The 25,524-nt window shown below is 64.6% G+C and carries 28 protein-coding genes; 5 read left to right on the forward strand and 23 right to left on the reverse strand.

The window, feature by feature from the left end:
• Window positions 1-137: 137 nt before the first annotated feature.
• The 7 genes from CK230_RS29205 to CK230_RS29235 all read right to left on the reverse strand — a co-directional run bounded on the left by CK230_RS29205 (window position 138) and on the right by CK230_RS29235 (window position 5,750).
• A complete protein-coding gene (locus CK230_RS29205) occupies window positions 138-770 on the reverse strand; it encodes a DUF480 domain-containing protein (RefSeq protein ID WP_095820257.1) in 633 nt (210 codons plus the stop codon).
• A 232-nt stretch (window positions 771-1,002) separates the two neighbouring features.
• Window positions 1,003-1,782, reverse strand: a complete 780-nt coding sequence (locus tag CK230_RS29210; protein ID WP_095820258.1) for a succinate dehydrogenase iron-sulfur subunit — start codon at window positions 1,780-1,782, stop codon at window positions 1,003-1,005.
• Window positions 1,782-2,216: a DUF3052 family protein gene (locus CK230_RS29215; protein ID WP_095820259.1), complete on the reverse strand. Its 435-nt coding sequence runs from the start codon at window positions 2,214-2,216 to the stop codon at window positions 1,782-1,784. The genes CK230_RS29210 and CK230_RS29215 overlap by 1 nt, the downstream gene beginning before the upstream one ends.
• A gap of 2 nt (window positions 2,217-2,218) precedes the next feature.
• The gene (gene sdhA / locus CK230_RS29220) at window positions 2,219-4,054 is read right to left on the reverse strand and encodes a succinate dehydrogenase flavoprotein subunit (RefSeq protein ID WP_095820260.1); all 1,836 of its coding nucleotides are present in this window, start codon (window positions 4,052-4,054) and stop codon (window positions 2,219-2,221) included.
• A 4-nt stretch (window positions 4,055-4,058) separates the two neighbouring features.
• A complete protein-coding gene (gene sdhD, locus CK230_RS29225; RefSeq protein ID WP_095820261.1) occupies window positions 4,059-4,454 on the reverse strand; it encodes a succinate dehydrogenase, hydrophobic membrane anchor protein in 396 nt (131 codons plus the stop codon).
• Window positions 4,454-4,876, reverse strand: a complete 423-nt coding sequence (sdhC, locus tag CK230_RS29230; protein WP_095820262.1) for a succinate dehydrogenase, cytochrome b556 subunit — start codon at window positions 4,874-4,876, stop codon at window positions 4,454-4,456. Before sdhC ends, sdhD begins: the two co-directional genes overlap by 1 nt.
• Before the next feature lie 376 nt (window positions 4,877-5,252).
• Window positions 5,253-5,750 (reverse strand): hypothetical protein, encoded by a 498-nt coding sequence (locus tag CK230_RS29235; protein ID WP_095820263.1) that lies wholly within the window; start codon window positions 5,748-5,750, stop codon window positions 5,253-5,255.
• A gap of 343 nt (window positions 5,751-6,093) precedes the next feature.
• On the opposite strand from CK230_RS29235, the gene CK230_RS29240 reads away from it, so the two are divergent.
• Window positions 6,094-6,450, forward strand: a complete 357-nt coding sequence (locus CK230_RS29240; RefSeq protein ID WP_095820264.1) for a hypothetical protein — start codon at window positions 6,094-6,096, stop codon at window positions 6,448-6,450.
• A gap of 175 nt (window positions 6,451-6,625) precedes the next feature.
• On the opposite strand, the gene CK230_RS29245 is transcribed toward CK230_RS29240, so the two are convergent.
• Window positions 6,626-7,822: a GGDEF domain-containing protein gene (locus CK230_RS29245; protein WP_095820265.1), complete on the reverse strand. Its 1,197-nt coding sequence runs from the start codon at window positions 7,820-7,822 to the stop codon at window positions 6,626-6,628.
• Window positions 7,823-7,987: 165 nt separating this feature from the next.
• Here CK230_RS29245 and CK230_RS29250 point away from each other — a divergent pair, with 165 nt between their 5' ends.
• The gene (locus CK230_RS29250; RefSeq protein ID WP_042645496.1) at window positions 7,988-8,293 is read left to right on the forward strand and encodes a hypothetical protein; all 306 of its coding nucleotides are present in this window, start codon (window positions 7,988-7,990) and stop codon (window positions 8,291-8,293) included.
• 336 nt (window positions 8,294-8,629) lie between these two features.
• Here CK230_RS29250 and leuC read toward each other — a convergent pair whose 3' ends face one another.
• The 8 genes from leuC to rplS all read right to left on the reverse strand — a co-directional run bounded on the left by leuC (window position 8,630) and on the right by rplS (window position 15,149).
• Window positions 8,630-10,039, reverse strand: coding sequence for a 3-isopropylmalate dehydratase large subunit (gene leuC, locus CK230_RS29255; RefSeq protein WP_095820266.1), 1,410 nt, complete (start codon window positions 10,037-10,039; stop codon window positions 8,630-8,632).
• Between the two features lie 73 nt (window positions 10,040-10,112).
• A complete protein-coding gene (locus CK230_RS29260) occupies window positions 10,113-10,265 on the reverse strand; it encodes a hypothetical protein (protein ID WP_176480271.1) in 153 nt (50 codons plus the stop codon).
• Window positions 10,266-10,436: 171 nt separating this feature from the next.
• Complete coding sequence (locus CK230_RS29265; RefSeq protein WP_095820268.1) at window positions 10,437-11,087, reverse strand: class I SAM-dependent methyltransferase; 651 nt, start codon at window positions 11,085-11,087, stop codon at window positions 10,437-10,439.
• A gap of 61 nt (window positions 11,088-11,148) precedes the next feature.
• The gene (locus CK230_RS29270) at window positions 11,149-11,961 is read right to left on the reverse strand and encodes an amino acid ABC transporter permease (protein ID WP_095820269.1); all 813 of its coding nucleotides are present in this window, start codon (window positions 11,959-11,961) and stop codon (window positions 11,149-11,151) included.
• Window positions 11,962-12,221: 260 nt separating this feature from the next.
• Window positions 12,222-13,019 (reverse strand): transporter substrate-binding domain-containing protein, encoded by a 798-nt coding sequence (locus CK230_RS29275; protein ID WP_095820270.1) that lies wholly within the window; start codon window positions 13,017-13,019, stop codon window positions 12,222-12,224.
• A gap of 233 nt (window positions 13,020-13,252) precedes the next feature.
• Window positions 13,253-13,747, reverse strand: coding sequence for a MarR family winged helix-turn-helix transcriptional regulator (locus CK230_RS29280; protein ID WP_245430094.1), 495 nt, complete (start codon window positions 13,745-13,747; stop codon window positions 13,253-13,255).
• Window positions 13,748-13,749: 2 nt separating this feature from the next.
• Window positions 13,750-14,184, reverse strand: a complete 435-nt coding sequence (locus CK230_RS29285) for an organic hydroperoxide resistance protein (protein ID WP_095820272.1) — start codon at window positions 14,182-14,184, stop codon at window positions 13,750-13,752.
• A 443-nt stretch (window positions 14,185-14,627) separates the two neighbouring features.
• On the reverse strand, window positions 14,628-15,149 hold the full coding sequence (gene rplS, locus CK230_RS29290; protein ID WP_095820273.1) for a 50S ribosomal protein L19: 522 nt from the start codon (window positions 15,147-15,149) through the stop codon (window positions 14,628-14,630).
• Window positions 15,150-15,502: 353 nt separating this feature from the next.
• Here rplS and CK230_RS29295 point away from each other — a divergent pair, with 353 nt between their 5' ends.
• On the forward strand, window positions 15,503-16,255 hold the full coding sequence (locus tag CK230_RS29295; protein WP_095820274.1) for a sulfite exporter TauE/SafE family protein: 753 nt from the start codon (window positions 15,503-15,505) through the stop codon (window positions 16,253-16,255).
• On the opposite strand, the gene trmD is transcribed toward CK230_RS29295, so the two are convergent.
• Both trmD and rimM read right to left on the reverse strand, forming a co-directional pair.
• A complete protein-coding gene (gene trmD, locus CK230_RS29300; RefSeq protein WP_095820275.1) occupies window positions 16,237-16,938 on the reverse strand; it encodes a tRNA (guanosine(37)-N1)-methyltransferase TrmD in 702 nt (233 codons plus the stop codon). The two genes, CK230_RS29295 and trmD, sit on opposite strands and share 19 nt — an antisense overlap.
• Complete coding sequence (gene rimM / locus CK230_RS29305; protein ID WP_095820276.1) at window positions 16,935-17,525, reverse strand: ribosome maturation factor RimM; 591 nt, start codon at window positions 17,523-17,525, stop codon at window positions 16,935-16,937. Before rimM ends, trmD begins: the two co-directional genes overlap by 4 nt.
• A 97-nt stretch (window positions 17,526-17,622) precedes the next feature.
• Between rimM and CK230_RS29310 the strand changes: the two genes are divergently transcribed.
• The gene (locus CK230_RS29310) at window positions 17,623-18,561 is read left to right on the forward strand and encodes a tyrosine recombinase XerC (RefSeq protein ID WP_095820340.1); all 939 of its coding nucleotides are present in this window, start codon (window positions 17,623-17,625) and stop codon (window positions 18,559-18,561) included.
• A 149-nt stretch (window positions 18,562-18,710) separates the two neighbouring features.
• On the forward strand, window positions 18,711-19,775 hold the full coding sequence (locus CK230_RS29315; protein ID WP_095820341.1) for a TraB/GumN family protein: 1,065 nt from the start codon (window positions 18,711-18,713) through the stop codon (window positions 19,773-19,775).
• Window positions 19,776-20,390: 615 nt separating this feature from the next.
• Here the strand turns inward: CK230_RS29315 and CK230_RS29325 are convergent.
• The 5 genes from CK230_RS29325 to CK230_RS29345 form a co-directional block, all read right to left on the reverse strand.
• Window positions 20,391-22,049, reverse strand: coding sequence for an acetolactate synthase large subunit (locus CK230_RS29325; RefSeq protein ID WP_095820278.1), 1,659 nt, complete (start codon window positions 22,047-22,049; stop codon window positions 20,391-20,393).
• Between the two features lie 180 nt (window positions 22,050-22,229).
• The gene (gene lpdA / locus CK230_RS29330; RefSeq protein WP_095820279.1) at window positions 22,230-23,636 is read right to left on the reverse strand and encodes a dihydrolipoyl dehydrogenase; all 1,407 of its coding nucleotides are present in this window, start codon (window positions 23,634-23,636) and stop codon (window positions 22,230-22,232) included.
• 23 nt (window positions 23,637-23,659) lie between these two features.
• On the reverse strand, window positions 23,660-24,415 hold the full coding sequence (locus CK230_RS29335; protein WP_095820280.1) for an SDR family oxidoreductase: 756 nt from the start codon (window positions 24,413-24,415) through the stop codon (window positions 23,660-23,662).
• Window positions 24,412-24,873: a hypothetical protein gene (locus CK230_RS29340; protein ID WP_095820342.1), complete on the reverse strand. Its 462-nt coding sequence runs from the start codon at window positions 24,871-24,873 to the stop codon at window positions 24,412-24,414. Before CK230_RS29340 ends, CK230_RS29335 begins: the two co-directional genes overlap by 4 nt.
• A gap of 59 nt (window positions 24,874-24,932) precedes the next feature.
• Window positions 24,933-25,514 (reverse strand): hypothetical protein, encoded by a 582-nt coding sequence (locus tag CK230_RS29345; protein WP_095820281.1) that lies wholly within the window; start codon window positions 25,512-25,514, stop codon window positions 24,933-24,935.
• Window positions 25,515-25,524: the final 10 nt, after the last annotated feature.

Raw genomic sequence — 25,524 nt, forward strand, 5'->3', positions numbered from 1 at the left:
AAGCGATTCGTGTGTCATCCCCAGCGTAGAATCACAACCGATTCCGCACTGCAATGCCTATCTTAGCGCCTATGCCCTTGAGGGGGAGATGTCCGGCAGGACAGAGAGGGGGGCCTCGCACCAACGTTTCTGGTGAGCTACCCGCCCAGCGCCTCGATCTTCGCCCGCAATGCCGCGACTTCTTCCTCCAGCGCCCTCACCCGCTCCTCGAGGCCAGCATCCGCAACTTTCGCCGCCGGCTGCCAAGGCGCCGCGACCGCCGCCGCTTCCACAGGTCCGCTTAGCAAATGAACGTAGCGCTCCTCGCGCTGACCGGGCGCGCGTTCGAGCAGCTGGATCAACGGCGGCCGCCGACCGATCATCAGGTCGAGATTGTCGCGCAGCTCCTCGATCGAGGCAAAGCGCGCCATGCGTTCAGAACGGGCCAGCAGCTCATGCGCCGTCTGCGCCCCGCGCAGCAGCAAAAGCCCGATCACCGCGATCTGCGGCGTGGTCAGCGAAAAGCGTTGCGCCATCAGATGCTCGTAGCGCTCGACACGCGAGGCGAAGGCTTGGCGCACCAGCCCCTTCTGCTCGAGCGAGCTCAGCGCCCGCCTGATCTCGGTCAGTTCCAGCGCCATCACCGGCTCGCGCGCCGTCTTCTGGTTCGCGGCCTGGTGCGCGCCGTTGAGCGTCAGTGGATAGACGTCCGGCGTCAGCTCCTTCTTCTCGATCAGCGAGCCGAGCACGCGCGCTTCGACAGCGGAGAGGATGGGGAGATCTTCGCTCATTGAGTTGCCTATCCTTTGAGGCTGGAGGGACAGCACCCCCCTCTGGCCTGCCGGCCATCTCCCCCGCAAGGGGGGAGATCAGCAGTTGCAGCGCCGCTCGCCCATTGTTGCAACGCCGGAGATTAGCGAAAGCCGGAATGACAGCCAATCTCCCCCCTTGCGGGGGAGATGTCCGGCAGGACAGAGGGGGGTGTGAAGGAACGCTGCGCTGGCCGCGAGCGAAATCGCCCGACTAAACCCTTCTCTCCACCATCATCTTCTTGATTTCGGCAATTGCTTTCGCAGGGTTCAGCCCCTTCGGGCAGGTCTGCGCGCAGTTCATGATGGTGTGGCAGCGGTAGAGCCGGAACGGATCTTCGAGATTGTCGAGCCGTTCGCCCGTCGCCTCGTCGCGGCTGTCGATCAGCCAGCGATAGGCCTGCAGCAGGGTGGCCGGGCCGAGATAGCGCTCGCCGTTCCACCAGTAGCTCGGGCACGAGGTCGAGCAGCAGGCGCACAGGATGCACTCGTAGAGCCCGTCGAGCTTCTCGCGATCCTCATGGCTCTGCAGCCATTCCTTGGCCGGCGTCGGCGACACGGTCTGCAGCCAGGGCTGGATCGAAGCGTGCTGGGCGTAGAAGTTCGTGAGGTCGGGCACCAGGTCCTTGATCACAGCCATGTGCGGCAGCGGATAGACCTTCACGGCGCCGGAAATGTCCTCCGCGCCTTTGGTGCAGGCCAGCGTGTTCGAGCCGTCGATGTTCATGGCGCAGGAGCCGCAAATGCCTTCGCGGCAGGAGCGGCGCAGCGTCAGCGTCGGGTCGATCTTGTTCTTGATCCACAGAAGCGCGTCCAGCACCATCGGGCCGCAATCGTCCATGTCGACGAAATAGGTGTCCATGCGCGGGTTTCCGCCGTCATCCGGCGACCAGCGGTAGATGCGGTATTCGCGCAGATTGGTGGCGCCCTCCGGCTTCGGCCAGGTCTTACCCTGCTGGACCTTGGAATTCTTGGGAAGCGTGAGTTCGACCATTATCTGCGGTCCTTTCGGATGACGAGCTTCAGCCCGGACCAGATTTCGTTGACGGCGGCGACCTTGACGTCGACCAGGTCGCGCTTCAGCGCCTCCGACCGGATCACGTCCTCGGTGACGTCGGTCGGCACTTTCGAGGCCTTCTTCGGCCAGGAGACCCAGATCATGCCGTCGCGTTTGATCGCCGTCTCGATGCTGGCCAGGCCGTCCTCGATCTCGGCGCGCTGCCGGGTGAAGGCGTGCAAGGCGTCGTATTTGCGGCTACCCGAGATCGCCGACCATTTCGGCAGTCGATCGACCTTGGCGAAGGACACGGCTTCAGCCAGATCGTCGAGCTCCGGCGGCAGCGCGATGAAGGCGGCGACCATGCCATCCTTCAGGCCGAGCTTGGCCGGAAGGGGCGTGCCGGAATATCCGGTGGCCGCTAGCGCCATGATCAGTACACCCGCGCCTTCGGCGCGATCTTGGCCGGGTTAATGCCGCCGTCCTTTTCCGCCAGCAGCGTCTCGGTGTGCACCGGCCGGTAGGTGAGCGTCACCTTGCCGTCCTCGCTGACCTGGGCCAGCGTGTGCTTGCGCCAGTTGGCGTCGTCGCGGGCCGAGAAATCCTCCCGCGCATGCGCGCCGCGGCTCTCCTTGCGCGCCGCGGCGCCATAGACCGTCGTGATGGCGTTGGCCATCAGGTTTTCCAGCTCCAGCGTCTCGACGAGGTCGGAATTCCAGATCATCGAGCGGTCGGTGACCTTGATGTCCTTGAGCTCGCCCCAGATCTCGGAAATGCGCTTGCAGCCATTGTCGAGCGATTCCTGCGTGCGGAAAACTGCCGCGTCTTCCTGCATCGCCCGCTGCATTTTCTCCCTCAGCACCGCCGTCGGCGTCGAGCCGTTGGCGTGGCGCAGCCTGTCGAAGCGGTCCATGATCTTCTCGACCGAGGCCGCGTTGGGCGCAGGGATGGGCGAATTGCGGTCGATCACCTCGCCGGCGCGCAGCGCCGCGGCTCGGCCGAAGACGACAAGATCAATCAGCGAGTTGGAGCCCAGCCGGTTGGCGCCGTGCACGGACGCGCACGCGGCCTCGCCCACCGCCATCAGACCGGGCAGCACGCGGTCGGGATTCTCGGCCGCCGGGTCGAGCACCTCGCCCCAATAATTGGTCGGCACGCCGCCCATATTGTAGTGCACCGTCGGCAGCACCGGGATCGGCTCCTTGGTGAGATCGACGCCGGCGAAAATCTTCGCCGATTCCGAAATGCCGGGCAGCCGCTCATGCAGCACCGCCGGATCGAGATGGTCGAGATGCAGGAAGATGTGATCCTTCTTCGGCCCGACGCCGCGACCTTCGCGGATCTCCATCGTCATGCAGCGCGAGACCACATCGCGCGAGGCTAGGTCCTTTGCGGATGGTGCATAGCGCTCCATGAAGCGCTCGCCTTCGGAATTGACCAGATAGCCGCCCTCGCCGCGCGCGCCTTCGGTGATCAGGCAGCCGGCGCCATAGATGCCGGTCGGGTGGAACTGCACGAACTCCATGTCCTGCAGCGCAAGCCCGGCTCTGGCCGCCATGCCACCGCCATCGCCGGTGCAGGTATGCGCCGAGGTGGCGGAGAAATAGGCGCGGCCATAGCCGCCGGTCGCCAGCACCACCATCTTGGCCGAGAAGCGGTGGATGGTGCCGTCATCGAGGTTCCAGGCCACCACGCCGGTGCAGGTGCCGTCCGGCGCCGTGATCAGGTCGAGCGCGAAATATTCGATGAAGAACTGCGCATTGTTCTTCAGCGACTGGCCGTAGAGCGTGTGCAGCATGGCATGGCCGGTGCGGTCGGCGGCCGCGCAGGTGCGCTGCACCGGCGGGCCTTCGCCGAAATTCATCATCATGCCGCCGAAGGGCCGCTGGTAGATCTTGCCCTCTTCGGTGCGCGAGAACGGCACGCCGTAATGCTCGAGCTCGTAGACGGCGGCGGGCGCCTCGCGCACCATATATTCCTGCGCGTCGATGTCGCCCAGCCAGTCCGATCCCTTGACGGTGTCGAAGAGGTGCCACTGCCAGTTGTCGGGGCCCATATTGGCGAGCGAGGCGGCGATGCCACCCTGCGCGGCAACCGTGTGCGAGCGGGTCGGGAACACCTTGGTGATGCAGGCGGTGCGCAGCCCCTGCTCGGCCATGCCGAGCGTGGCGCGCAGGCCGGCGCCGCCGGCGCCGACGATCACCACATCGAATTTGTGATCGACAAAAGTGTAGGCTGAAGCCGTGCCGGCTGTATTTGCGTTGGCCAAAACGTCAGCCTCCGAATGCGAGTTTGAGCAGGGCGAACAGCGAAGCGACGCCGACTGCGACTGGGAAGAAGGTGTTGAGCGCGATCAGCGCCAGCTTCATGCCCTCGCCATGCACATAGTCCTCGATAATGACCTGCATGCCGAGCCGCATGTGATAAAGGCCGGAGATCAGCACCAGCGCCAGCACCAGCGCCACGAACGGGTTGGCGAGTGCCGCCCGCACTTCCGTGTAGCCGTGGCCGTTGACCGCGATCAGGAAGCCGACGAAGAACAACAGCAGTGGGATATTGGCGATTGCCGTCAGCCGCTGGCGCCAGAAATGCTGCGTGCCCTCGCGGGCCGAGCCCAGGCCGCGCACCTTGGCGAGCGGCGTACGCATATCGGTGTTGTTCGCGCTCATCAGAAAGCCCCCCGCGCCCCATAGCCGGCTATCCAGATCAGGAGCGTCAGCACGATCGAGCCGGCGAGTGTCGCCCATGCGATCTTCGAGGCGGTGTGTTTTTCGAGCCCCGCGCCGGTATCCCAGATGAGGTGGCGAAGCCCGCCCAGCATGTGGTGCATCAGCGCCCAGGTGTAACCGAACAGAACCAGCCGGCCGAGCCAGGAACCGAAGGCCCAGTCGACCCAGTCGAAGGCGGCCTGCGAGCTCGAAGCGGCGATCAGCCACGCCGCCACCAGCAGCGTACCGAAATAAAGCGCGCCGCCGGTGATGCGATGGATGATCGACATCGTCATCGTGATCGGCGGCCGGTAGATCGTCAGATGCGGCGAGAGCGGTCGTTCACGTCTGGCAACTGCGCGGGTGGCTGGTGATTTGCTCATGGCTCCCCCAGTTCGGCATCTCTGAAGCCGGATGGGAAATGCGGCGTTTGCCGCCCTCCTATATGGCTCCGGACAGGCGGTTTCTAATGCTCTTTTTGCACCGCGTCAAAGCCGGAAAATCGTTTTGGAAACATCATTTAGTCTGACAAACCGGTGGTCGCGCGCTTCAATCGATTAGCGGCTGTTTCGAAGCCGGCGCAAGGTCTCGTTGCAGTGCAGCAAGATCGCGCGCCGGGTGGGTTGAGATTCAGGTCAGGCCGAGTCGAAAATGGCAGGTTCCGAGAACCGGAGCGGAGCGTACTTAGAGTACGTGAGCACCGGAAGCGCAGGAAGCTGCCGTTTGCAGGCCGGCCTCACCTGAAGATCAGCCCGCCTGCTATCTGCGACAGGTCTGCGGGGTAGATCCCCTCTTCATCACCAGCGCCTCGCGGCCGTCGATCACGATTGCGTCATGCGTAGCCGCTTCCTGGTAGCGGCTGCTCTGGTTGGCCGGCGAGGCGGCAAACTCCTCGGTCGAGCCGTCCGGCCGGACCACGCGCAGCGACGAACCGAGATTCTGGATGGTGATCACGCCGCCATTGCCGCATCTGTAGGTGGCCGTCCCGATGCCGGATCGCGGCACGGTGAGGTCGGTGACGATCTTGGTTGCGGGCGCAGGCGTCTTGACCGTTGCGGATGCCGGGGCCGTTGCAGTTAGCGGGGGCGTTGCAACTGCGGACGGCGCGGGTGCGGTGGACTGCGGGGCCGGAGCAGGCGACACCGAGGGCGGCGCGGCACTCGCCGCCTTCGGCGCGCCGTCCTGCGGCACGCAGGCCGCGGCCGCGAGAAGCAGCGGGATGGTGATCGACACCCGAACCGTGTGGCCAAAGCTCATGCGCTGCCCTTTCGTGCGCGGCACGCTACAGCAATTCCAGGAAAAGTGTGAAACGGTTTTCCGTCCGGAATTGCGTCAAAACAAAGAGATAGAGTGGTTTGTCGTTTCCGTTAAACGGCGAACCGCTCTAGCCACGCGACGCATCAAGATCAAGTTCACCCGGAGTCAGCCGGCTGCATGCCTGCCCTGCGGCTGGCAAGAACCGGGCCCTCGAAAATTAACCATGTTCCTTAAGAACCGGCGCCGAAAGCCCTCCGCCTCTTAACAAAGGTTAAGAAAGGGTTAATTTCCGATTCGAACCGGAATCCAGGCGCGATCCGTCGCGCCATCAAGGGAGAGCGACATGCGTTCGAATTCAGTGCGGGCAAGCGTTGCCGCAGCAATGCTGGCGGGGCTGATCCTGGCGATCGCCGCGCCGGCCGAAGCCGGCTTGCGCCATCACGACCGCGTCTATGCCGATTCCTTCGGCAATCTCGTCATCGACAGCGCCGCCGGCTACAAGCGCATCATCGTCGGCGAGGGCAAGCTGGCGAAAAAACTTTCCGAATTCACCAGCGCCGGCCAGCCGGATGTCGCCTATGACGACGCGGACGAGCCCGGCGCGCCCGGCTGCTACCAGGCGCCGGTGCTGGTGAAGGGGCGCTCCTATATGTACGGGCTTTCCGACGGCGAGATGCCCAATCTCAGCCCTTGCCGTTGACGATCGCCAGCGCCTGGCGCCGCCACGTCGCGCCTGACACGCGCACGTAGTCGCGAGCGCGGCGTCGGCGCGCCGCAACAGTTCGGCAAAACCCTCGTCGGCTAGAAGTTCGGCCGCGCCGAAGCTGGCGCTGTGCGCAGACCCGTGGACACGAAGTCGCGGGAGCCCACTTGCTTCACCCGGCTGCGAGCCGCTCGGCGACGAACGTCGTTTCCGGCCTCTCATAGGACAGCCGCACGCTGTCGCGGCCGTTCTTCTTGGCCTTGTAGAGCGCTTCGTCGGCGCGCCGCATCAACGGCATCAGCCCTTCGCTGCCGGAGCGCGCGGCGACGCCGAAGCTTGCGGTTACCCTGGTGCCGGGCGGCAAGCCGTCGACCGCGCCGGCCGAATAGAAGGAGCGGATCGCTTCCGCGAAGAGCCTTGCCGCCCCCAGGTCGCTGAGCGGCAGAAGCACGGCGAATTCTTCGCCGCCGATGCGGCCGGCGGCTCCGCGCGCGCCGGTGGCGGAACTGAGCTTGGCGGCGAAGTCGGCGATCACCCGGTCGCCGGCCTCATGCCCGTGCCGGTCGTTCAGCGCCTTGAAATGATCGAGGTCGGCCAGCACCAGGGCGACGGGAAAGCCGGCCTTGCGGCACTGGTCAAGCAGCTGGGTCGCCCGCTCCTCGAAGCCGCGGCGGTTGAGGATGCCGGAGAGCGGATCGGTGTGGGTCTCGGCCTTCAATGTCCTCATCACGTCGAGCGCCGCGGCCGTGAACAGGCTAAGCGCGGTCAGAAGCGACAAAAGCGCGTGCGAAAGCAGCGCCGTTGTCCAATAGGACGAGCCGTAGAAACCGTCATAGCTGGGGAACGGCCCGTGCGCGATGACGACGACCAGCGTGCGGGCGATGAAGTTCAGCCCCGACAACAGCGACAGCGCGAACAGGATCTTTTCGGTCGGACCGTTGTCGCGAACCGTTCTCAGTTCCGCCGCGACCAGCAGGCTGAGCGCGCCGAAGCCGAAATTCATGACGAGCACGCGCCAGGTGAGGTCCGGTTGGATGAACATAAACCACAGAAAGGCGGCGAGCCCGCCGCCGGTGACGACGCCGATACCGACAAAAGGCACGCGCCGTCCGTAACGCGCGATGATTGCGCTGGAAAGGCAACAGGCCGCGATCGTGAAGCAGACGTTGGAAACAAGCTTGGTCAGCGCCATGCCGATCGGCAGCGTGAAATATTGCAGCAGGAACCCCGGGGCCGACAGGCAGTAGCTGGCGCCGAGCACGGCCAGATACGGCCGGTGGCGCTGATAGCGCCACAGCACGAGGAACGCAGCGCCAAGCGCCAGCGCTATCGTCGGATTGAGCAGCGCTATGAGCAGACCAGTGTCCAAAGGACTGCGACTTTCCCCAACTTACCCAAGGAGAGATACTAGGGCGCAAGCCCAAACAAGCGGTTAAGCCCTCCGGCAGATAGGGTCGCGAGACCGTGGGGAACCGGGCTTGCCGGAGCAGCGTTGTCCGGCCAGACTGGAGACGCCAGACAGGAGACGATTGCGATGGCCGACACGATCACTTTGACCGATCACGATGAAATCCGTTCCTGGGCGGCGGCGCGGGCCGGCTTTCCGGCCATTGTCGACGTATCTCCGGAGCCTGGCACGCAGGCCATGCTTCGTCTGGTGTTTGATCAGCAGGCCTATGAGGACGAGGACCGGCCGGAACGCCCGCCCAACGCCGGCGGCTACGAGTTGGTCGAATGGGACGAGTGGTTCAAGATCTTCGACGACCGCCAGCTGGCATTGGTCGTCGCCGCCGACGAGCCCGGCCGGCGTGAGGAGTTTCACGAGATCATCCGCAGGTAAGTTTTCTGGCACGGAAATTTCGGCCGGTCGGATATGCTGCGTTGGCATGCCTTGGCAATTGGCCGGAACGCCCATCGCAATCGTCATCCACGGGCGAAGCAAGGAGCGAAGCGACGCGGCGCAGACCCGAGGATCCATGCCGTGACCCCAAGGCGCTGCAGCAGCGCAGAATTCTACTCCACTGCACCCTTCGATTAAGGTAACGGCATGGATTCCAGGGTCTCCGCGACGGAGCTTACGCTCCTGCTTCGCCCTGGAATGACGACGTTGGGGAGGATTCGGCTAATCCCCAGCGCTTGCACTGATTCCGACTCTTCCTGCTTTCCAAGCCGGCGCTTACTTCCAGTCGCGGATGTCGACGAAGTGGCCTGCGATCGCCGCGGCTGCGGCCATGGCCGGCGACACCAGATGGGTGCGGCCCTTGAAGCCCTGGCGACCCTCGAAGTTGCGGTTCGAGGTCGATGCGCAGCGTTCATGCGGCTTCAAACGGTCGTCGTTCATGGCGAGACACATCGAGCAGCCCGGCTCGCGCCAGTCGAAGCCGGCGGCGACGAAGATCTTGTCGAGACCTTCGGCCTCGGCCTGCTCCTTCACCAGGCCGGAACCCGGCACGATCATGGCGTTGACGCGCGGATTGACCTTCTTGCCTTCGACCACCTTGGCAGCGGCGCGCAAATCCTCGATGCGGCCATTGGTGCAGGAACCGATGAAGACGCGGTCGAGCGCGATGTCGGTGATCTTGGTTCCAGGCGTCAGGCCCATATATTCCAGTGCCCGATGCTTGGAGGAACGCTTGTTCTCGTCCGTGATGTCTTCGGGGTTCGGCACGATGCCCTGCACCGAGACGACGTCCTCCGGCGAGGAGCCCCAGGAGACGATCGGCGGCAGCTTCGCCGCGTCGAGCACGATCACCTTGTCGAAATGCGCGCCTTCGTCCGACTTGAGCGTCTTCCAGTAGGCAAGCGCCGCATCCCACGCCGCGCCCTTGGGCGCGCGCGGCTTGTCCTTGACATAGGCGAAGGTCGTCTCGTCCGGCGCGATCAGGCCGGCGCGCGCGCCAGCCTCGATCGACATGTTGCAGATCGTCATGCGGCCTTCCATCGACAGCGAGCGGATCGCTTCACCCGCATATTCGATGACGTAGCCGGTGCCGCCGGCCGTGCCGATCTCGCCGATGATGGCGAGGATGATGTCCTTGGCGGTGACGCCTTCAGGCAGCTGGCCGTCGACGCGCACCAGCATATTCCGGGCCTTGCGTTGGATCAGCGTCTGGGTGGCGAGCACATGCTCGACCTCTGACGTGCCGATGCCATGCGCGAGCGCGCCGAAGGCGCCGTGCGTGGACGTGTGGCTGTCGCCGCACACGATGGTCATGCCGGGCAGGGTGAAGCCCTGCTCGGGCCCGATGATGTGGACGATGCCCTGGCGGACGTCGTTCTCGGAATAATATTCGATGCCGAAATCCTTGGCATTCCTGGCCAGCGCCTCGACCTGGATGCGGCTTTCCTCGTTCTTGATGCCGAACTTGCGCTCCGGCGAGGTCGACACGTTATGGTCGACCACGGCCAGCGTCTTTTCCGGATGGCGAACCTTGCGGTTCGACATGCGCAGGCCTTCGAAGGCCTGCGGGCTGGTGACCTCGTGCACGAGGTGGCGGTCGATATAGAGCAGGCAGGTGCCGTCGTCCTGGCGGTCGACGACGTGGTCGTCGAAGATCTTGTCGTAGAGGGTGCGCGGTGCGCTCATGTGCGTAAATCCGTCGATATGAGAATGGGAAAAGCACGCCGGCCATCCGGCGCGACGACTGCGATCGGCCGGGTCAGTTAAGTCGGCTGGTCAACGCGCCGCAAACGCGCGCGGAGAAACGCGACGGCAGGCGCTTTCTGTCCTGCAGCACGAAACCCTTGTAGGCCGGATCGCTGAAAAGCTTTTCCATGGCGGGGTAGATAGCAATGTTTTGGCTTTTCGGCAATTAGCGTGACTTCCCCTTCTCCCCTTGTGGGAGAAGGTGGATCGGCGCGGTAGCGCCGAGACGGTTGAGGGGTGTTCCAGCGGAGTGAGACGCTGGCATTCCCTGGAGCACCCCTCATCCGGCCGCTACGCGGCCACCTTCCCCCACAAGGGGGGAAGGAGAGGCTGGCGCTCACACCACCTCAAACACAAAGGTCTTCACGAGCGCCTCCGGATCGCCGATAGCATAGCAGCGGAACCAGGGACTCTGCTCGACCAGGCGCCATTTCCTCGCCTGCGCGAGCTCGTCGAACACCGCTTGGAAACCGCCGCTCTCGAAAACCTGGTCGCGCACGGTGAAGATGGCGTGGCCGCCGCTTTTGGTGATGCGCACCAGCTCGTGCAGGCCGGCGGCCGGCGCGTGGCCGATGGTGAAGACGCCGGTCGAGAAGAAGGCGCGGAAATACCGGTCGGGCCAGGGCAGCGGCCCGCCGAGCATTGCCTTCGTCAGCTCGCTATAGGCCGGCTTGCCACCGGCCTGGCGGCTGCCGGCGAGCTTCAGCATGTCGTCGGAGAGGTCGAGGCCGGCGATGTCGCCATAGCCCAGCGCCTTCAGCGACGGACCCGAAAGGCCGGTGCCGCAGCCGGCGTCGAGCAGCGGACCTTCGCCGGCCGGCACATGCCGCGCCACCCAGGCGGTGATCAGAAACGGCAGAAGGTAGCCGAGCGAGGCGGTCTCGCTGTCATAGGTCGCGGCCCATTCGGCATAGGCCTTGGCGAGCCCTTCCGGCGTCTCGGCCGAATAGACGGAATCCAGCGCCGCATTGGCCTTGTCGATATTCATGGGGCGTTTCCTCCGCGCCGGATCTTAGGGCTCCCAAGGTAGCGCGGACTTTGTCGGCCGGCTATTCCCGATGCTGCCGGCGCAGGCGCTGCTCCAATGCCCGCAGCGCCAGCGACAGGCCGATGGTCAGGATGAGATAGATATAGGCGACGATCGAATAGGTCTCGAAGAAGCGGAACGAGCCGGCGGCATAGACCTTGCCCATCTGGGTGATGTCGGCGACGCCGAGCACGGAGACCAGCGAGGAATCCTTGACCATGGCGACGAAATCGTTGCCGAGCGGCGGCAGGATCATGCGGATCGCCTGCGGGAACACGATCAGCCGGAAGCGCTGCGCCCGGCTGAGCCCGAGCGCCTTGGCGGCTTCGATCTGGCCCTTCTCGACCGACTGGATGCCGGCGCGGAACACCTCCGAGATGAAGGCCGAGTAGCCGATGGTCAACGCCATGATGGCGCGCCAGAGCAGCGAGATATCGCGCACCAGGAGTTCGCCCATCAGGCCGGTGCTCTGCAGCGGCGCGGTCAGCGCATTCCAGGCGGCGACGAAGGCCGGCGCGCCGGCAAAGGCGATCCAGAACAACAGCACCAGGATCGGCACGCCGCGGATGATCTCGACATAGAAGCGCGCGATCTGCCGCAGCCATTGCGATCCCGACAGCGCCATCAGCGCGATGCCGAGCCCAAGCGCGGAGGCGAGCGCAAAGGCGACCGCGGTGACGAAGATGGTGATGCCAATGCCCTTGGCGACGGTGGCGAAGACCTCGGCATAGAGGTCGCTGGACGCGATGGCGAGGGCTGCGGCCACTGCGAGCACGGCCGCGGCGGCAAGCCACCACGGGAATTCGGATTTGGCGGTGGATGTGGTGGCTGGCATCAGTTCCCAACGCTGGCGAATAGATGCCGTCGCAAGAATTGCTGATCTCCCCCCTTGCGGGGGAGATGTCCGGCAGGACAGAGGGGGGTGCTGTCCCGCCTGCCTGTCAGCAGGTCGCGATCACGGCCTCTGGTCGGATTCTCTTCGAAGAAGCTTGGAATGGAGATGTCGCGTTCCGGCACACCCCCCTCTGCCCTGCCGGGCATCTCCCCCGCAAGGGGGGAGATTGGCAGCTTTGCCGGCCGTCGCGACAACAGCGCCTACTGCCCCATCTTGTAATCGAGGAACCACTTCTTGTTGAGCTTGTCCAACGTGCCGTCGGCCTTGAGCGAGGCGATGGCGGCGTTGACCGGCTTCACCAGCTCCGAGCCCTTCGGGAAGATGAAGCCAAAGTCCTCGGTGCCGAGCGGGCCGCCGATCAGCTTCAGCTTGCCTTCGGAGGCGTCGACATAGCCCTTGCCGGCGGTGCCGTCGGTCAGCACGACGTCGACGTCGCCCGCCTTCAGCGCCTGCACGGTCGCGCCGAAGGTCTCGAACAGCTTGATGCGCGGATTCTGCTCATTGCCGTCGAGCACGCTGTAGACGGCGGTGTAGAAGGGCGTGGTGCCCGGCTGGGCGCCGATCAGCCCGTCCTTGAAGGCGCCGAAACTCTTGGCGTCGGTGAAGCGGCTTTCGTCGCCGCGCACCAGCATGAACTGCTCCGAGCGCATATAGGGGTCGGAAAAGTCGACCTTCTCCTTGCGGTCGTCCTTGATGGTGATGCCGGTCATGCCGATGTTGTACTGGTTGTCCGAAACCGCCTGGATCATCGCGTCCCAGGAGGTGTTCTGGTATTCGACCTTGAAGTTCAGCCGCTTGGCAATCTCGTCCATCGCGTCATATTCCCAGCCGATCTGCTTGCCGGTCTTCTTGTCGATGAACTGCAGCGGCGGATAGGCGTTTTCCGTCACCACCACGACCTTCTTGCCGCCGAGGTCGGGCAAATTGTCGGCGAGCGCGGCGACAGGCGCGAGGAGGCAGGCCACCATGGCGGCCAGCAGCAATTTCGACTTGGTCATGACAAATCTCCGAAGGTGCGACCGCGCTGCAATTTCGCGGCCTGGGAAAATCCGGCGCCGACTTTAGAGCAATTCCAGGAAAAGTGTGAAGCGGTTTTCCGTCCGGAATTGCGTAAAAACAAAGAGATAGAGCTTGCCGCAAGCGCCATGCAAGCCGGTCCGCTGCGACGTTGCGTACCAAAGGCAAATCCGATGCTCTTTGAGGATGGTTTCGAGGACTGCCTTTGCGGCGATCAGTCCTGATTGGCCGTAGCCTCGCGCAGCCCCGCGACCAGCCGTGTCAGCGTGCCGTGCAGAGCCTTCAGCTCGGCCCGCTCCAGCGGCATGCCGCAGCTTAGCCCTTCCTGCACGTCCTTCATCTTCGCCCTCAGCGCCTGGCCCTTGGCGGTCGGTTCGACCAGCACCCGGCGCTCGTCGGCGGCATCGCGCCGGCGCGTCACGAGGCCGCCTGTCTCCATGCGCTTGATCAGCGGCGTCAGCGTCGCCGAATCGAGCCCGAGCGCCGCGCCAAGCTCGCCGATCGTGCTCGGCGAATGCTGCCACAGCGCCAGCATCGCCAGATATTGCGGATAAGTAAGGCCGAGCGGGTCGAGCAGCGGCCGGTAGAGCTTGGTCATCAGCCCGCTCGCCGAATAAAGCGCAAAGCAGAGCTGCTGGTCGAGACGCGGCACGGCGATAGCCCCGGCGTCTTGCTCCGGGGCTTGCTTGGCCATGGTCTCAGTTGTCATCGTCATGCTGCCTTTGCCGGAAGTGCCGTGGTAGACAGCGCCACATCGATATTGCCCCGGATGGCGTTGGAATAGGGGCAGATCTTGTGCGCTTCCGATACAAGCGCCTCGGCGCCCGCCTGATCAAGCCCCTTGATCTCGGCCGCCACCGCGACGCCGAGCCTGAAGCCGCCCTGGTCGTTCGGATAGAGGCTCACCGTGGATGTAATCGAAGCGTCCTCAAGCGGCAGCTTCTGCTGACGGGCGACGAAGCGCACCGCGCTCTCGAAGCAGGCTGCGTATCCGACGGCGAAAAGCTGTTCCGGATTGGTGGCGCCGCCCTTGCCGCCGAGCTCCTTCGGCATCGCAAGGTCGACCTTGAGCAGGCCGTCGCTGGTTTCGCCGTGACCGTTGCGGCCGCCGCTGACGTGAGCCTGGGCGGTGTAGAGTGCAGACATTTTCGATCTCCGTTGATTTGTACACGATTATTTAGTGTACAAGATAATTAGATGTCAAGGGGTACAATGCGCCCGTCTCCGATGTTCGGATGAATCGGCGGCAGCCCCTCAGCTTCGTCATCCACGGGCGGAGCGACGCGAAGCGGAGCGCAGACCCGAGGATCCATTCCGTTACCTCAGCCATGGAGTGCAGCGGGGCAGAATTCTGCACTGTTGCGGAGCCTCGATGTCACGGAATGGATCCTCGGGTCTGCGCTGCGTCGCTATGCTCCTTGTTCCGCCCGTGGATGACGAAGCTCAGATGTTTCCCATCACCAACCTATGCGGTGCGTGGAGGCAGGTAGGATAGGAACCTGACTGATCGGGAACTTGGAGGGCCGGGATCTTTCCCCAAAATAAAAAGGCGGCCGAAGCCGCCTTTCCAGAACCTAATTCGCAAAGCCTTATTCGGCTGAAGCAGCCTCGGCGGCGGCCTTCTTCTCGGCGGCTTCCTTGGCGGCCGTCTCGGCGGCCAGCGCCTGGGCGGCGGCGACCTTCTCGGCCTCGATGCGGGCGCGCTCGGCGGCCAAAGCGTCACGCTCTTCGTCGTTCAGCTTGCGGGCGCGCACGCCGGTGTTTTCCGAAATGCGGGCCGACTTGCCGCGACGGTCGCGCAGGTAATAGAGCTTGGCGCGGCGTACCTTGCCGCGGCGCACGATCTCGACGCCCTCGACCATCGGCGAATAGACCGGGAAAACGCGCTCGACGCCTTCGCCGTAGGAAATCTTGCGGACGGTGAAATTCTCCTGGAAGCCGGAGCCGGAGCGGGCGATGACGACGCCCTCATAGGCCTGCACGCGGGTGCGGCTGCCTTCGGTGACGCGCACCTGGACGCGCACGGTGTCGCCCGGCTGGAATTCGGGCAGCTTGCGCTTGGCTTCGATCTTGGCGGCCTGTTCGGCCTCGAGCTGACGGATGAGATCCATCTCAAATATCCACTTCTTGTTCTTCCGACAGTCAGAGCGTCCTCAACTCGCCTTGCAGTTCCAACGACCGCTCGGCTATGCCCTTTGTCCGAGGAAAGGACATTGGGCAGGGACGGCTACACCGTCATTTGTTGACGGGCCCAGAAGATCGTTCTTCCGGTTCGGGCGGCGACATACAGCTATTTCGGCGCTTTGTCACGTCCAAATGCATGTCGCCCAGAAGTGTGCGCGGTTCTGGGGCGACGACATGCATCAAAAAAGGACTTTCAGGCATATTTTTTGCGCTTGATGGCCCCATGACATGGCCGCCGTGACAGGTTGCGCCCGCCTCGCAAGCTTTCTAAGCGGGGGAAATGAGTCTTTTCGATGCCGCCTTGCTGTTTCTCGCTGGGTTCGTCTCCGGCGCGGTCAATGCCGTCGCCGGCGGCGGCACCTTCGTCACATTCGGTGCCATGACGCTGGTCGGCGTGCCGCCGATCGTCGCCAACGCCACCTCCTCGGTGACGCAGTTTCCCGGCTACATCACCTCGACGCTCGCCTATCTCGATGACATCAGGCATTTCTGGCGCCAGGCGCTGCTGCTTTGCGTGATCTCCGCCTTCGGCGCGCTGGCCGGTTCGCTCATCCTGCTTGCGCTTTCCAACCCGTCGTTCCGCGCGCTGGTGCCGTGGCTGCTGATCGCCGCGACTGCGCTGTTCGCCGCCGGGCCATGGCTGAAACCGGAAGCCGGACCGGACCACCAGGCCTGGGTCGGCTCTCTGACGGGTTCGCTCGCCCAGTTCGCAACGTCCGTCTATGGCGGCTTCTTCGGCGCCGGCATGGGCGTGATGATGCTGGCGACGCTCGGCCTGACCCAGGCCGGCGACTATCACAAGCTCAATGCGCTGAAGAACATGCTGGCCGTGGTCATCGCGGCCATTGCCATCCTCGTCTTCGTCTCCGGCGGCGTCGTCGCCTGGCCGCAGGCGATCGTCATGATCCCGGGCGGCGCGCTTGGCGGCTATGCCGGCGTCTGGATCGCCAAGCGCGTGCCGCAGGGCGTGGTGCGCGGCTTCGTCGTCGCCGTCGGCCTGTTTCTCGCCTTCTACTATTTCACCAAAGGGTGATCCGGCGCCAACAGGTCTGGCCGCCGTTCCCGCGTCAGCTTCACCGCCTCCGCGCGCCGCCATTCGGCGATCTTCTTGTGGTTGCCGGAAATCAGCACGTCCGGGATCGGCCGGCCCTCGAATTCCTGCGGCCGCGTATAGTGCGGATGCTCGAGCAGGCCGTTCTCGAAACTCTCTTCCTCGCCCGAGACGGCATTGCCCATCACGCCGGGCAGCAGCCGCACCACGGCGTCGAGCAGCACCAGGGCGGCCGGCTCGCCGCCGGACAGGATGAAATCGCCGATCGAAATCTCCTCCAGCCCCCGTGTCTCGATCAGCCGCTGGTCGACGCCTTCGAAGCGGCCGCACAGGATGACGGCGCCCGGGCCGGCGGCGAGCTCCCGCACGCGGGCCTGGGTCAGCGGTTTTCCGCGCGGGCTCATCAGCAGCCTTGGACGCTCATCGCCCGGCGGCGAAGCATGGTCGATCGCCTTCGCCAGCACGTCGGCGCGCATCACCATGCCGGCGCCGCCGCCGGCCGGCGTGTCGTCGACGGTGCGGTGCCTGTCGGTGGCGAAATCGCGGATCTGGATCGCCTCCAGCGACCATGTGCCGGCCTCCAGCGCCCGGCCGGCCAGCGACAGGCCGAGCGCGCCCGGGAACATCTCCGGATAGAGCGTGAGCACCGAAGCGGCAAAGCTCAACGGTTGCCCCCGGCATCCTTCGGTCCGCGCGGCCTGCCCTTGGGGTCGAAGCCGGACCGGCCCTCGTTCTCCTCGTCATCGACCAGTCCGGCCGCCAGCGGATCGACCTCGACGAAACCGTCAGCGATCGCGACATGCGGCACCGCGGCCTGCGTGAACGGGATCAGCACGCCCTTGCGGCCGGCAAGGGTGACATCGAGTATGTCGCCGCCGCCGAAATTATGCACGGCCACGACCTTGCCGATGACGCCTGTATCGTCCCTGACGTCGAGGCCGATGAGGTCGGCATGATAGAACTCGTCCTCCTCGCCGTCGTCCGGCAGCACCGAACGGTCGACGAACAGCTCCGTGCCGGCCAAAGCCTCGGCGGCGTTGCGGTCGCCAATGCCCTTGAAACGTACCACCACGACGGTCCCGGCAGGCCTGATATCGGTGATATGAAAGGCGCGGCCGTCCTTGGCGAAGAGCGGGCCGTAATCGGCCAGCGCCAGCGGATCGCCGGTGAAGGTTTTCACCCTGAGTTCGCCCTTGATGCCGTGCGCGGCACCGATGACGGCCATCTGTACGGGGTTTTCGAGCTTCGACATGGCGGCACTTCCTTTGTCTTGCTCTAGCCCTCTGACGCCATCATTTCAATGAGGCCCTCTTCACCGCTTCCTAACCCGCATGCATGACAATGCCGCCATGCAGGAATTCCTCATCCCGGCCAAACCCGACCTCCAGGCGGCGCGCGAGACCTGGCTGCAGACGCTGGCGCATGAGCGCCGGCTGTCGCCGGAGACGGTCGAGGCCTATGAGCGCGACACCCGCCAGTTCCTGCATTTTTTGACCGGACATTGCGGCGGCCCGCCGGGCATTTCCGACATCGCCGACCTGCGCCCCGCCGACCTGCGCGGCTTCCTTGCCAAGCGCCGCAATGACGGCGCCGGCGCCCGCACGCTGGGGCGCGGCCTTGCCGGCATTCGCTCGCTGCTGCGCTTTCTTGAGAAACGCGGCCTCGTCAACGCAGCGGGTGCCGTCGCTCTGCGCGCGCCGCGCCAGCCGAAATCGCTGCCCAAACCGCTGACGGCAAGCGACGCCAGAAAGGTCGTGGCGATGGAGGGCCAACTCGCCGAAGAACCCTGGATCGCGGCGCGCAACGCCGCAGTGCTGACGCTGCTCTATGGCTCCGGCCTGCGCATTTCGGAAGCGCTGGGGTTGACCGGCGCCGATCTGGCGACGGAAGCCGACATCGTGCTGCGCGTCACCGGTAAGGGCGGCAAGACGCGGCTGGCGCCGGTGCTGCCGGTGGCCTGCAAGGCGGTCGCGGAATACCGCCGGCTCTGTCCCTTCCACATCGGTCCCAGGGACCTCTTGTTCCGCGGCGCCCGCGGCGGCCCGCTCAACCCGGCCATCATCCAGCGCGAGATGGCGAAGCTGCGCTCGGCGCTGAACCTGCCAGACACCGCGACGCCGCACGCGCTGCGGCATTCCTTCGCCACTCACCTGCTTGGCCGCGGCGGCGACCTGCGCACCATCCAGGAACTGCTCGGCCACGCCAGCCTGTCGACCACGCAGATCTACACCGGCGTCGACACCGCGAGGCTGCTCGACATCTACGAGAGGGCACATCCGAGGGCGTGAGCCCCCTGACTTCGTCGATGGGCGTTTCAGCAAATCGCCAAGGTATTCGATCCGACAAACCCGAGCGAACGTCCAAGATCGCCGCACCTCAAACAATTTCACCCCACCGATTAACGGTTTTGCCGCTTTTCAGCGCTAAGACGCTTCGCATGAAACGCGTCATCGCCATTGCCGACCGCGCGGCCCTTGTCTCGTTGAAGCTGCTCGCGGCGCTCAACCTGCTGTTTTTCCTGTCCTTTATCGTCGTTCTGCTGCTCGCGAGCCGGGCGCATGCCGAAGCCCCCAATTGCGCCGGCGCCGATCTGTTGACCGCGCTGGAGAAGAACGATCCCGCCACCTTCCAGGAGGTCGAGACCGAAGCGGCGGCCGTTCCGAACGGCAAGGGCCTGTTGTGGAAGCTGGAGAAGCCAGGCGAGAAACCGTCCTATTTGTTCGGCACCATGCACATGACCGACACGCGCGTCACCACGCTGCCGGCCGCCGCGCAGAAAGCCTATGATGGCGCCGGCACCATCGTCATCGAAACCACCGATGCGATGGACAAGGCCAAGATGATGGCCGCGATGGCCAGCGAACCCGGCCTGATGATGTTCACCGACAACACCACCTTGTCCTCGCTCCTGTCGCCGGACGATGCGGCGGCGCTGAACAAGGGGCTCGACGCCCGCGGCATCCCGCCGGCAACGGTCGCCAAGATGAAGCCGTGGATCCTGTCGGCGATGATGGCGTTGCCGGCCTGCGAGGTGGCGCGCCAGTCCGCCGGCGAACCCGTGCTGGACGTCAAGCTCGCTTCCGACGCCAAGGCCGCGGGAAAGGAGGTCGAAGGGCTCGAGACCGCCGTTGGCCAGCTGCGCGCCATGGCCTCGCTGCCGCTCGAATTCCACATGAAGAGCCTGGTCGAGACGATGAAGCTCGGCGACAAGGTCAACGACGTCAACGAAACCATGATCGTGCTCTACCAGCGCGGCGAGGTCGGCATGTTCTGGCCGCTGTTCAAGGCGGTGCTGCCCGAGACCGCCGACGACCAGGCCGGCTATGCCGCCTTCGAGCTGACCATGATTACCAGCCGCAACGAGGTGATGGCCGCGCACGCGATGCCGATTTTGGCCAAGGGCAACGTCTTCATGGCCGTCGGCGCCATGCATCTGCCCGGTCCGGAAGGACTGGTCGAGGATTTTCGCAAGGCAGGGTATACTGTTACCGCCGTCAACTGAGTCGTCTGGCGGCTGGCGGACCTGAAAACGCCGGTTTTTCAGCGCTTTCCGTCCGTTCGCGTGAAACCCGATGCGGGATCAGCGCGTTGATGGCTGTTATTTTGATGACTTTCATCCAAGGAGGACACGTTTCATGGCGAACCCTAACGACCCCTTCACCCCTTCGAGCCCGCCTCCCAGATCGGGTGGCGGCGGCAGCGGGTGGCTGATCGCCCTTGTTGTCATTATCCTGGCCATTGTTGCGTATTATGTTTTTGGCAGAAGCGGCGGCGAGCATGCCCCGGCCCCGGCTGAACCGCCGGCCGCCAGCACGCCGGCCCCGGCTCCTGAACCAGCGCCCGCGACGCCCGCTCCGGCTCCGGAGCCTGCACCCGCTCCGGCGCCAGCCCCGGCTCCTGCGCCTGCACCCGCCCCGGCGCCCGCTCCGGCTCCGGCACCTGCTCAGTAATCGGGCTTACAGCTTGAAACCGAACGGCCCGCCGAAAGGCGGGCCGTTTTGTTTTGTGTCGCTTGCTTCGCAAAACGCCGTCGCACTATCCGGACTTGCTCTGGAGCATGATGCCGAAAAGCGTGAAGCGGTGAATTCAGCTCGATACGACCTGAATTCAGCTGCTTCTAGCCATTCGGCATGGGACTGGCCGGCCAGGGCAGCCGATGGCGCAGCTCTTCGACCAGGACCCGCTCATTCTCCGAATAGTCGATTGGAACGACGACGAGATTGACGCCGCCCGCGGCAAAGGCCTGCTCCAGGGCTGGTCTCAACTCGGCGATGGCGCTTACCCTGGTGCCCTTGGCGCCGTAGGCTTCGGCATAACGAACGAAATCGGGATTCCCGAAGGTCATGCCGAAATCGGGAAAGTCGTCGACCGCCTGTTTCCAGCGGATCATGCCGAAGGCATGGTCCTCGATGATCAGGACCACGAGGTTGAGCTTCAGCCTGACGGCGGTTTCCAGCTCCTGGCTGTTCATCATGAAGCCGCCGTCGCCGCAAACCGCCATGACGCGGCGTTCTGGAAAAAGCATCGCCGCCGTCATCGCCGACGGCAGGCCGGCGCCCATCGTGGCCAGCGCGTTGTCGAGCAGCAGCGTGTTGGCGACGCGCGTGCGGTAGTTGCGCGCGAACCAGATCTTGTACATGCCGTTGTCAAGCGCCAGGATCCCGTCGGCCGGCATCACCGCGCGCACGTCGTGCACCAGGCGCTGCGGCGTGAAGCGGTCCTCGCTGTCGCGCGCCGCAATGCGGCTCAATATCCCCTCGCGCAGCGGCAGCAGTGCCTGTGCGTTGGGAATTTTGCCCTCCAGGCGGTCGGCCAGCAGCCTGAGCGACGCGCCGATATCGCCGATCACCTCGGTTTGCGGGAAGTAGACCTGTTCGACAGTGGCCGGCTGGTAGCCGACATGAATGACCTTCGGACCGTCGACGCCCATGATGAAGGGTGGCTTCTCGACCGTGTCGTGGCCGATCGTGATGATGAGATCCGCCCGCTCGATCGCCTCATGTACGTAGTCCCGCTCGGACAGGGCGGCTGTGCCCATATAGAGCTCGGTGCCGCCCGGCACCGTGCCCTTGCCCATCTGGGTGGTGAAATAGGGAATGCCGGTCCGCAGAACGAACTGGGCGAGGTCCGAGGTCGAGCGCGGCCGTGACGCGGCGGCGCCCATCATCGCCAGCGGCCGCTCGGCCTCGATGATCATCTGCGCGGCGCGGTCGAGCGCAAGCGGGCTCGCCATCGGCAGCTCCACCGGATGCGGCGGAATCGGCGCCACCGCGTCGCATTCCTCGGCGGCGATATCCTCAGGCAGCTCCAGATGCACCGGTCCCGGACGCTCCTCGCCGGCCACACGGAAAGCCTCGCGCACCGCGCCCGGGATCATCCTGGACGATACGATTTGACGCGAAAGCTTGGTCAGGGGTTTCATCGCCGCGACGACGTCAACGATCTGGAACCGGGCCTGCCTGGATGACCTGACGCCCTTTTGCCCGGTGATCATGACCATGGGCATGGCCCCGAGCAGCGCGTAGGCCGCGCCTGTGGTCAGGTTCAAGGCGCCCGGGCCAAGTGTGGTGATGCAGACGCCGGGCCTGCCGGTGAGCCGGCCGTGGGTGGCGGCCATGAACGCGGCCGCTTGCTCATGGCGGGTCAGGATAAGCTCGATCGAGGATTTGCGAATGGATTCGACGACATCGAGATTCTCCTCGCCCGGTATGCCGAAGATGCGGTCCACGCCTTCATTCTCGAGGGCGGCAATAAGCAGATCGGAGCCTTTGGACACGCGGTATCTCCTAGAGCATGTCTCCCGAAAGTGGGAACCGATTTCGGGATAAAGACATGCGTAGAACCAAGAACCTAAAGCGCATGGAGCGAATCTGAAAGATCGCGACGCGCTTTAGGCGAACCTTGCGAGACGAGCCATGCCGAACGCTGACACGCGTATCGCGCTCCGGTTCGGGATCTAGATATGAATCGGCTTGAAGAATGTCGCCAGCGCCGCTTCCTTCACCGCTTCCGACATCGTCGGATGGGCGTGGCAGGTGCGGGCGAGGTCTTCGGACGAGCCACCGAACTCCATCAGCACCGCTGCCTCATGGATCATCTCGCCGGCGCCGAAGCCGACGATGTGGACGCCGAGCACGCGGTCGCTGGCCTTGTCGGCCAGGATCTTCACGAAGCCGTCGGTGTGCAGCATGGCGCGCGCGCGGCCATTGGCGCTGAACGGGAATTTGCCGACCTTGTAGTCGACGCCGGCCTTCTTCAGTTCCTCCTCGGTCTTGCCGACCGAGGCGATTTCCGGGCTGGTGTAGACGACGCTCGGGATGACGTCGTAGTTCACATGGCCGGCCTGGCCGGCGATCGTCTCGGCCACCGCGACGCCCTCGTCCTCGGCCTTGTGTGCCAGCATCGGCCCGGCGATGACGTCGCCGATGGCATAGATGCCGGGCACGTTGGTCCTGAGATGGCCGTCGGTCTTCACCCTGCCGCGCTCGTCGACCTCGACGCCGGCTTCCTTCAGCCCCAGGCTGTCGGCATAGGGCCGGCGTCCGGTGGCGACCAGCACGACGTCGGCCTCGATGGTTTCCGCCGCGCCGCCCTTGACCGGCTCGAAGGTGACGGTCGCGCCTTTCTTGGCCTTGGCGACGCCGGTGACCTTGGCGCCGAGCTTGAACTCGAAGCCCTGCTTGGAGAGCAGCCGCTGGAACTGCTTCGACACCTCGCCGTCCATGCCGCCGAGGATATTGTCGAGGAACTCGACGACGGTGACCTTGGCGCCCAGCCTGGCCCAGACCGAGCCAAGCTCCAGCCCGATGACACCGCCCCCGACCACCACGAGACGCTCCGGCACCTTAGCCAGCGACAGCGCGCCGGTGGAAGAGACGATCACCTTCTCGTCGAAATCGACCTTGACGCCCGGAATGCTGGCGACGTCCGAGCCGGTGGCGATGACGATGTTCTTCGTCTCGATCTCCTCGACCTTGCCGTCCTCGCCGGTCACCGAAACCTTGCCGGCGGAAATCACCTTGCCGGTGCCGCGGAAGGAGTCGATCTTGTTCTTCTTGAACAGGAAGGCGACGCCGTTGACGTTTGACGCCACCGTCGTGTCCTTGTGCGCCATCATCTTTTTCAGATTGAGCTTCGGCGCCGGTATCTCGACGCCCAGCGTATCGAAGGCATGGCCAGCCTCGGCGAACATCTCGGAGGCGTAGAGCAGCGCCTTCGACGGGATGCAGCCGATGTTGAGGCAGGTGCCGCCGAAGGTGGCGTTCTTCTCGACCACCGCCGTCTTCAGCCCCAGCTGCGCCGCCTTGATGGCGCAGACATAGCCGCCCGGTCCCGATCCGATGATAACGACGTCATAAGCCATGATCTTATCCCTTTTGGTGGCGCCTAGCGGCCGCCGCTCACATTGAGGATCGCGCCCGTTATATAGGAGGCCGCGTCCGACAGAAGATAGAGGACCGCGCTCGCGACTTCGTCCGCCGTGCCGGCGCGTTTCATCGGCAGCAGATCCTGCATCCGCGCCACGCGGTCCGGCTGCCCGCCCGAGGCATGGATCTCGGTTTCGGTGATGCCGGGGCTGACCGCGTTGACGCGGACACCTTCCAGCGCCACCTCGCGCGCGAGCCCGATGGTCATGGTGTCGATCGCGCCCTTGGAGGCGGCATAGTCGACATATTCGCCCGGCGAGCCCAGCCTGGCGGCGGCAGACGAGATGTTGACGATGGCGCCGCCGTTGCCGCCATGCCGCGTCGACATGCGCTTCACCGCCTCGCGCGCGCACAGAAACGAGCCGACCACGTTGATGCGCATCATGCGCTCCAGACGCTCGACACTCATCTCGTCGACCCGCGCCTTGACGTCGACGATGCCGGCATTGTTGACGAAGGCGTCGAGCCGGCCGAGGGCCCGGTCCACAGCCTCGAACATCGCGATGACATCGGCCTCGTTGCCGACATCGCCCTTCACCGCGAAGGCATCGCCACCCGCGGCGTTGAGCTCGGCGACCAGCGCATCCGCGGCCGCTTGATTGGAAACGTAGTTGACCGCCACGCGATAGCCGGCCTCACTCGCCTGCCGGCAGATGGCCGCGCCGATGCCTCGGCTGCCGCCGGTGACCAGCAGCGTCTTTTTCTCGGCGCTCATTCCTGGCAGCCTTTCAGCACGAAGATATCCCATGGCACCTTGGAGAAGCCGGCGGGACCATAGGCGGCCGACATTTCGAGCGACGGCCCGAGATCGGGCAGGATCAGGTTTTGCGGCGCGTCGGCGCCCTCGGCCGGCAACAGGCCGACGCCGCCCTTGTCATCGGCGCTGTAGATGACGCCTTCCCAGACCGTGCAGGCGGCGAGCTCCTCGCCGGTGACGTCGCCGGTCGGGCATTTGTACATCAGCGAGCCATGCGGTCGTGCTGCGCTGCCCTCGGTCCACATGGCGATGCCGTCGAGCACGGTATTGTTGTCGAGGATCACGCGGAAGGCATTGGTGATCGTCGCCGAGCTACCGGCCGGGGTGAAGTCGATCTCGGCGCCACTCCGGGCCTCGCCATAGACGGCCAGCTGGATCGGGCAGGCGGCCTGGGCTGCCGCCGGAATCATCGTCATGCCGACCGCTATCGATGCGGTCGAAAGGCTTTCGAACAAGAAAGAGCAGATCGTCACCGCTATCCGCCTTGAACAGCTTGGTCGAGGATGAAGACCTTCGAAAGAAAATAATCTATCGCGAACGCAACGTTATCCTTTCCGTCGACCGGTATTGCGTTCACCTCATATTTGAGGGTCAGGACGCGAGAACTCTCCGCCAGCTCAATATATACGTCGCGCTCGCGACCGCCACCGATTACCCATTTGAAGTCCCTCTCATTCAGGAACTGCAATGCCTTGGGCAATGTATGTATGGCTATCGGGCTGGTGCCCGCGAAGGTCACTGGATGCCGGCCGACATCGACGTCGAGATCGCCGTACCAAGTCGCCATCATTCCACCAGGCTGCAGTCTCCCGAAGACGGGCTCGACGCTAATCGATCTCAGACGAAAATCGGGGCTGAAGAAGAACTCGCAATTGCGACCATAGATGCACCAAGCCGACTCGATGTCCTCGTGGCGATAATGATTATCCGCCCGCACATCCTCGGGATCGATCAAGCCTCGGATGGCTTCACGGCTGCTTTTTCCGAGTTCGACAGGCCCAGCCCGGCCTGTCGCCACAAGCTCGAATAGATCGATCGGCTCGACCGTTTCAGCCACCGCGCCAAAC

Source organism: Mesorhizobium sp. WSM3859, assembly GCF_002295065.1.
GTDB lineage: Bacteria > Pseudomonadota > Alphaproteobacteria > Rhizobiales > Rhizobiaceae > Mesorhizobium.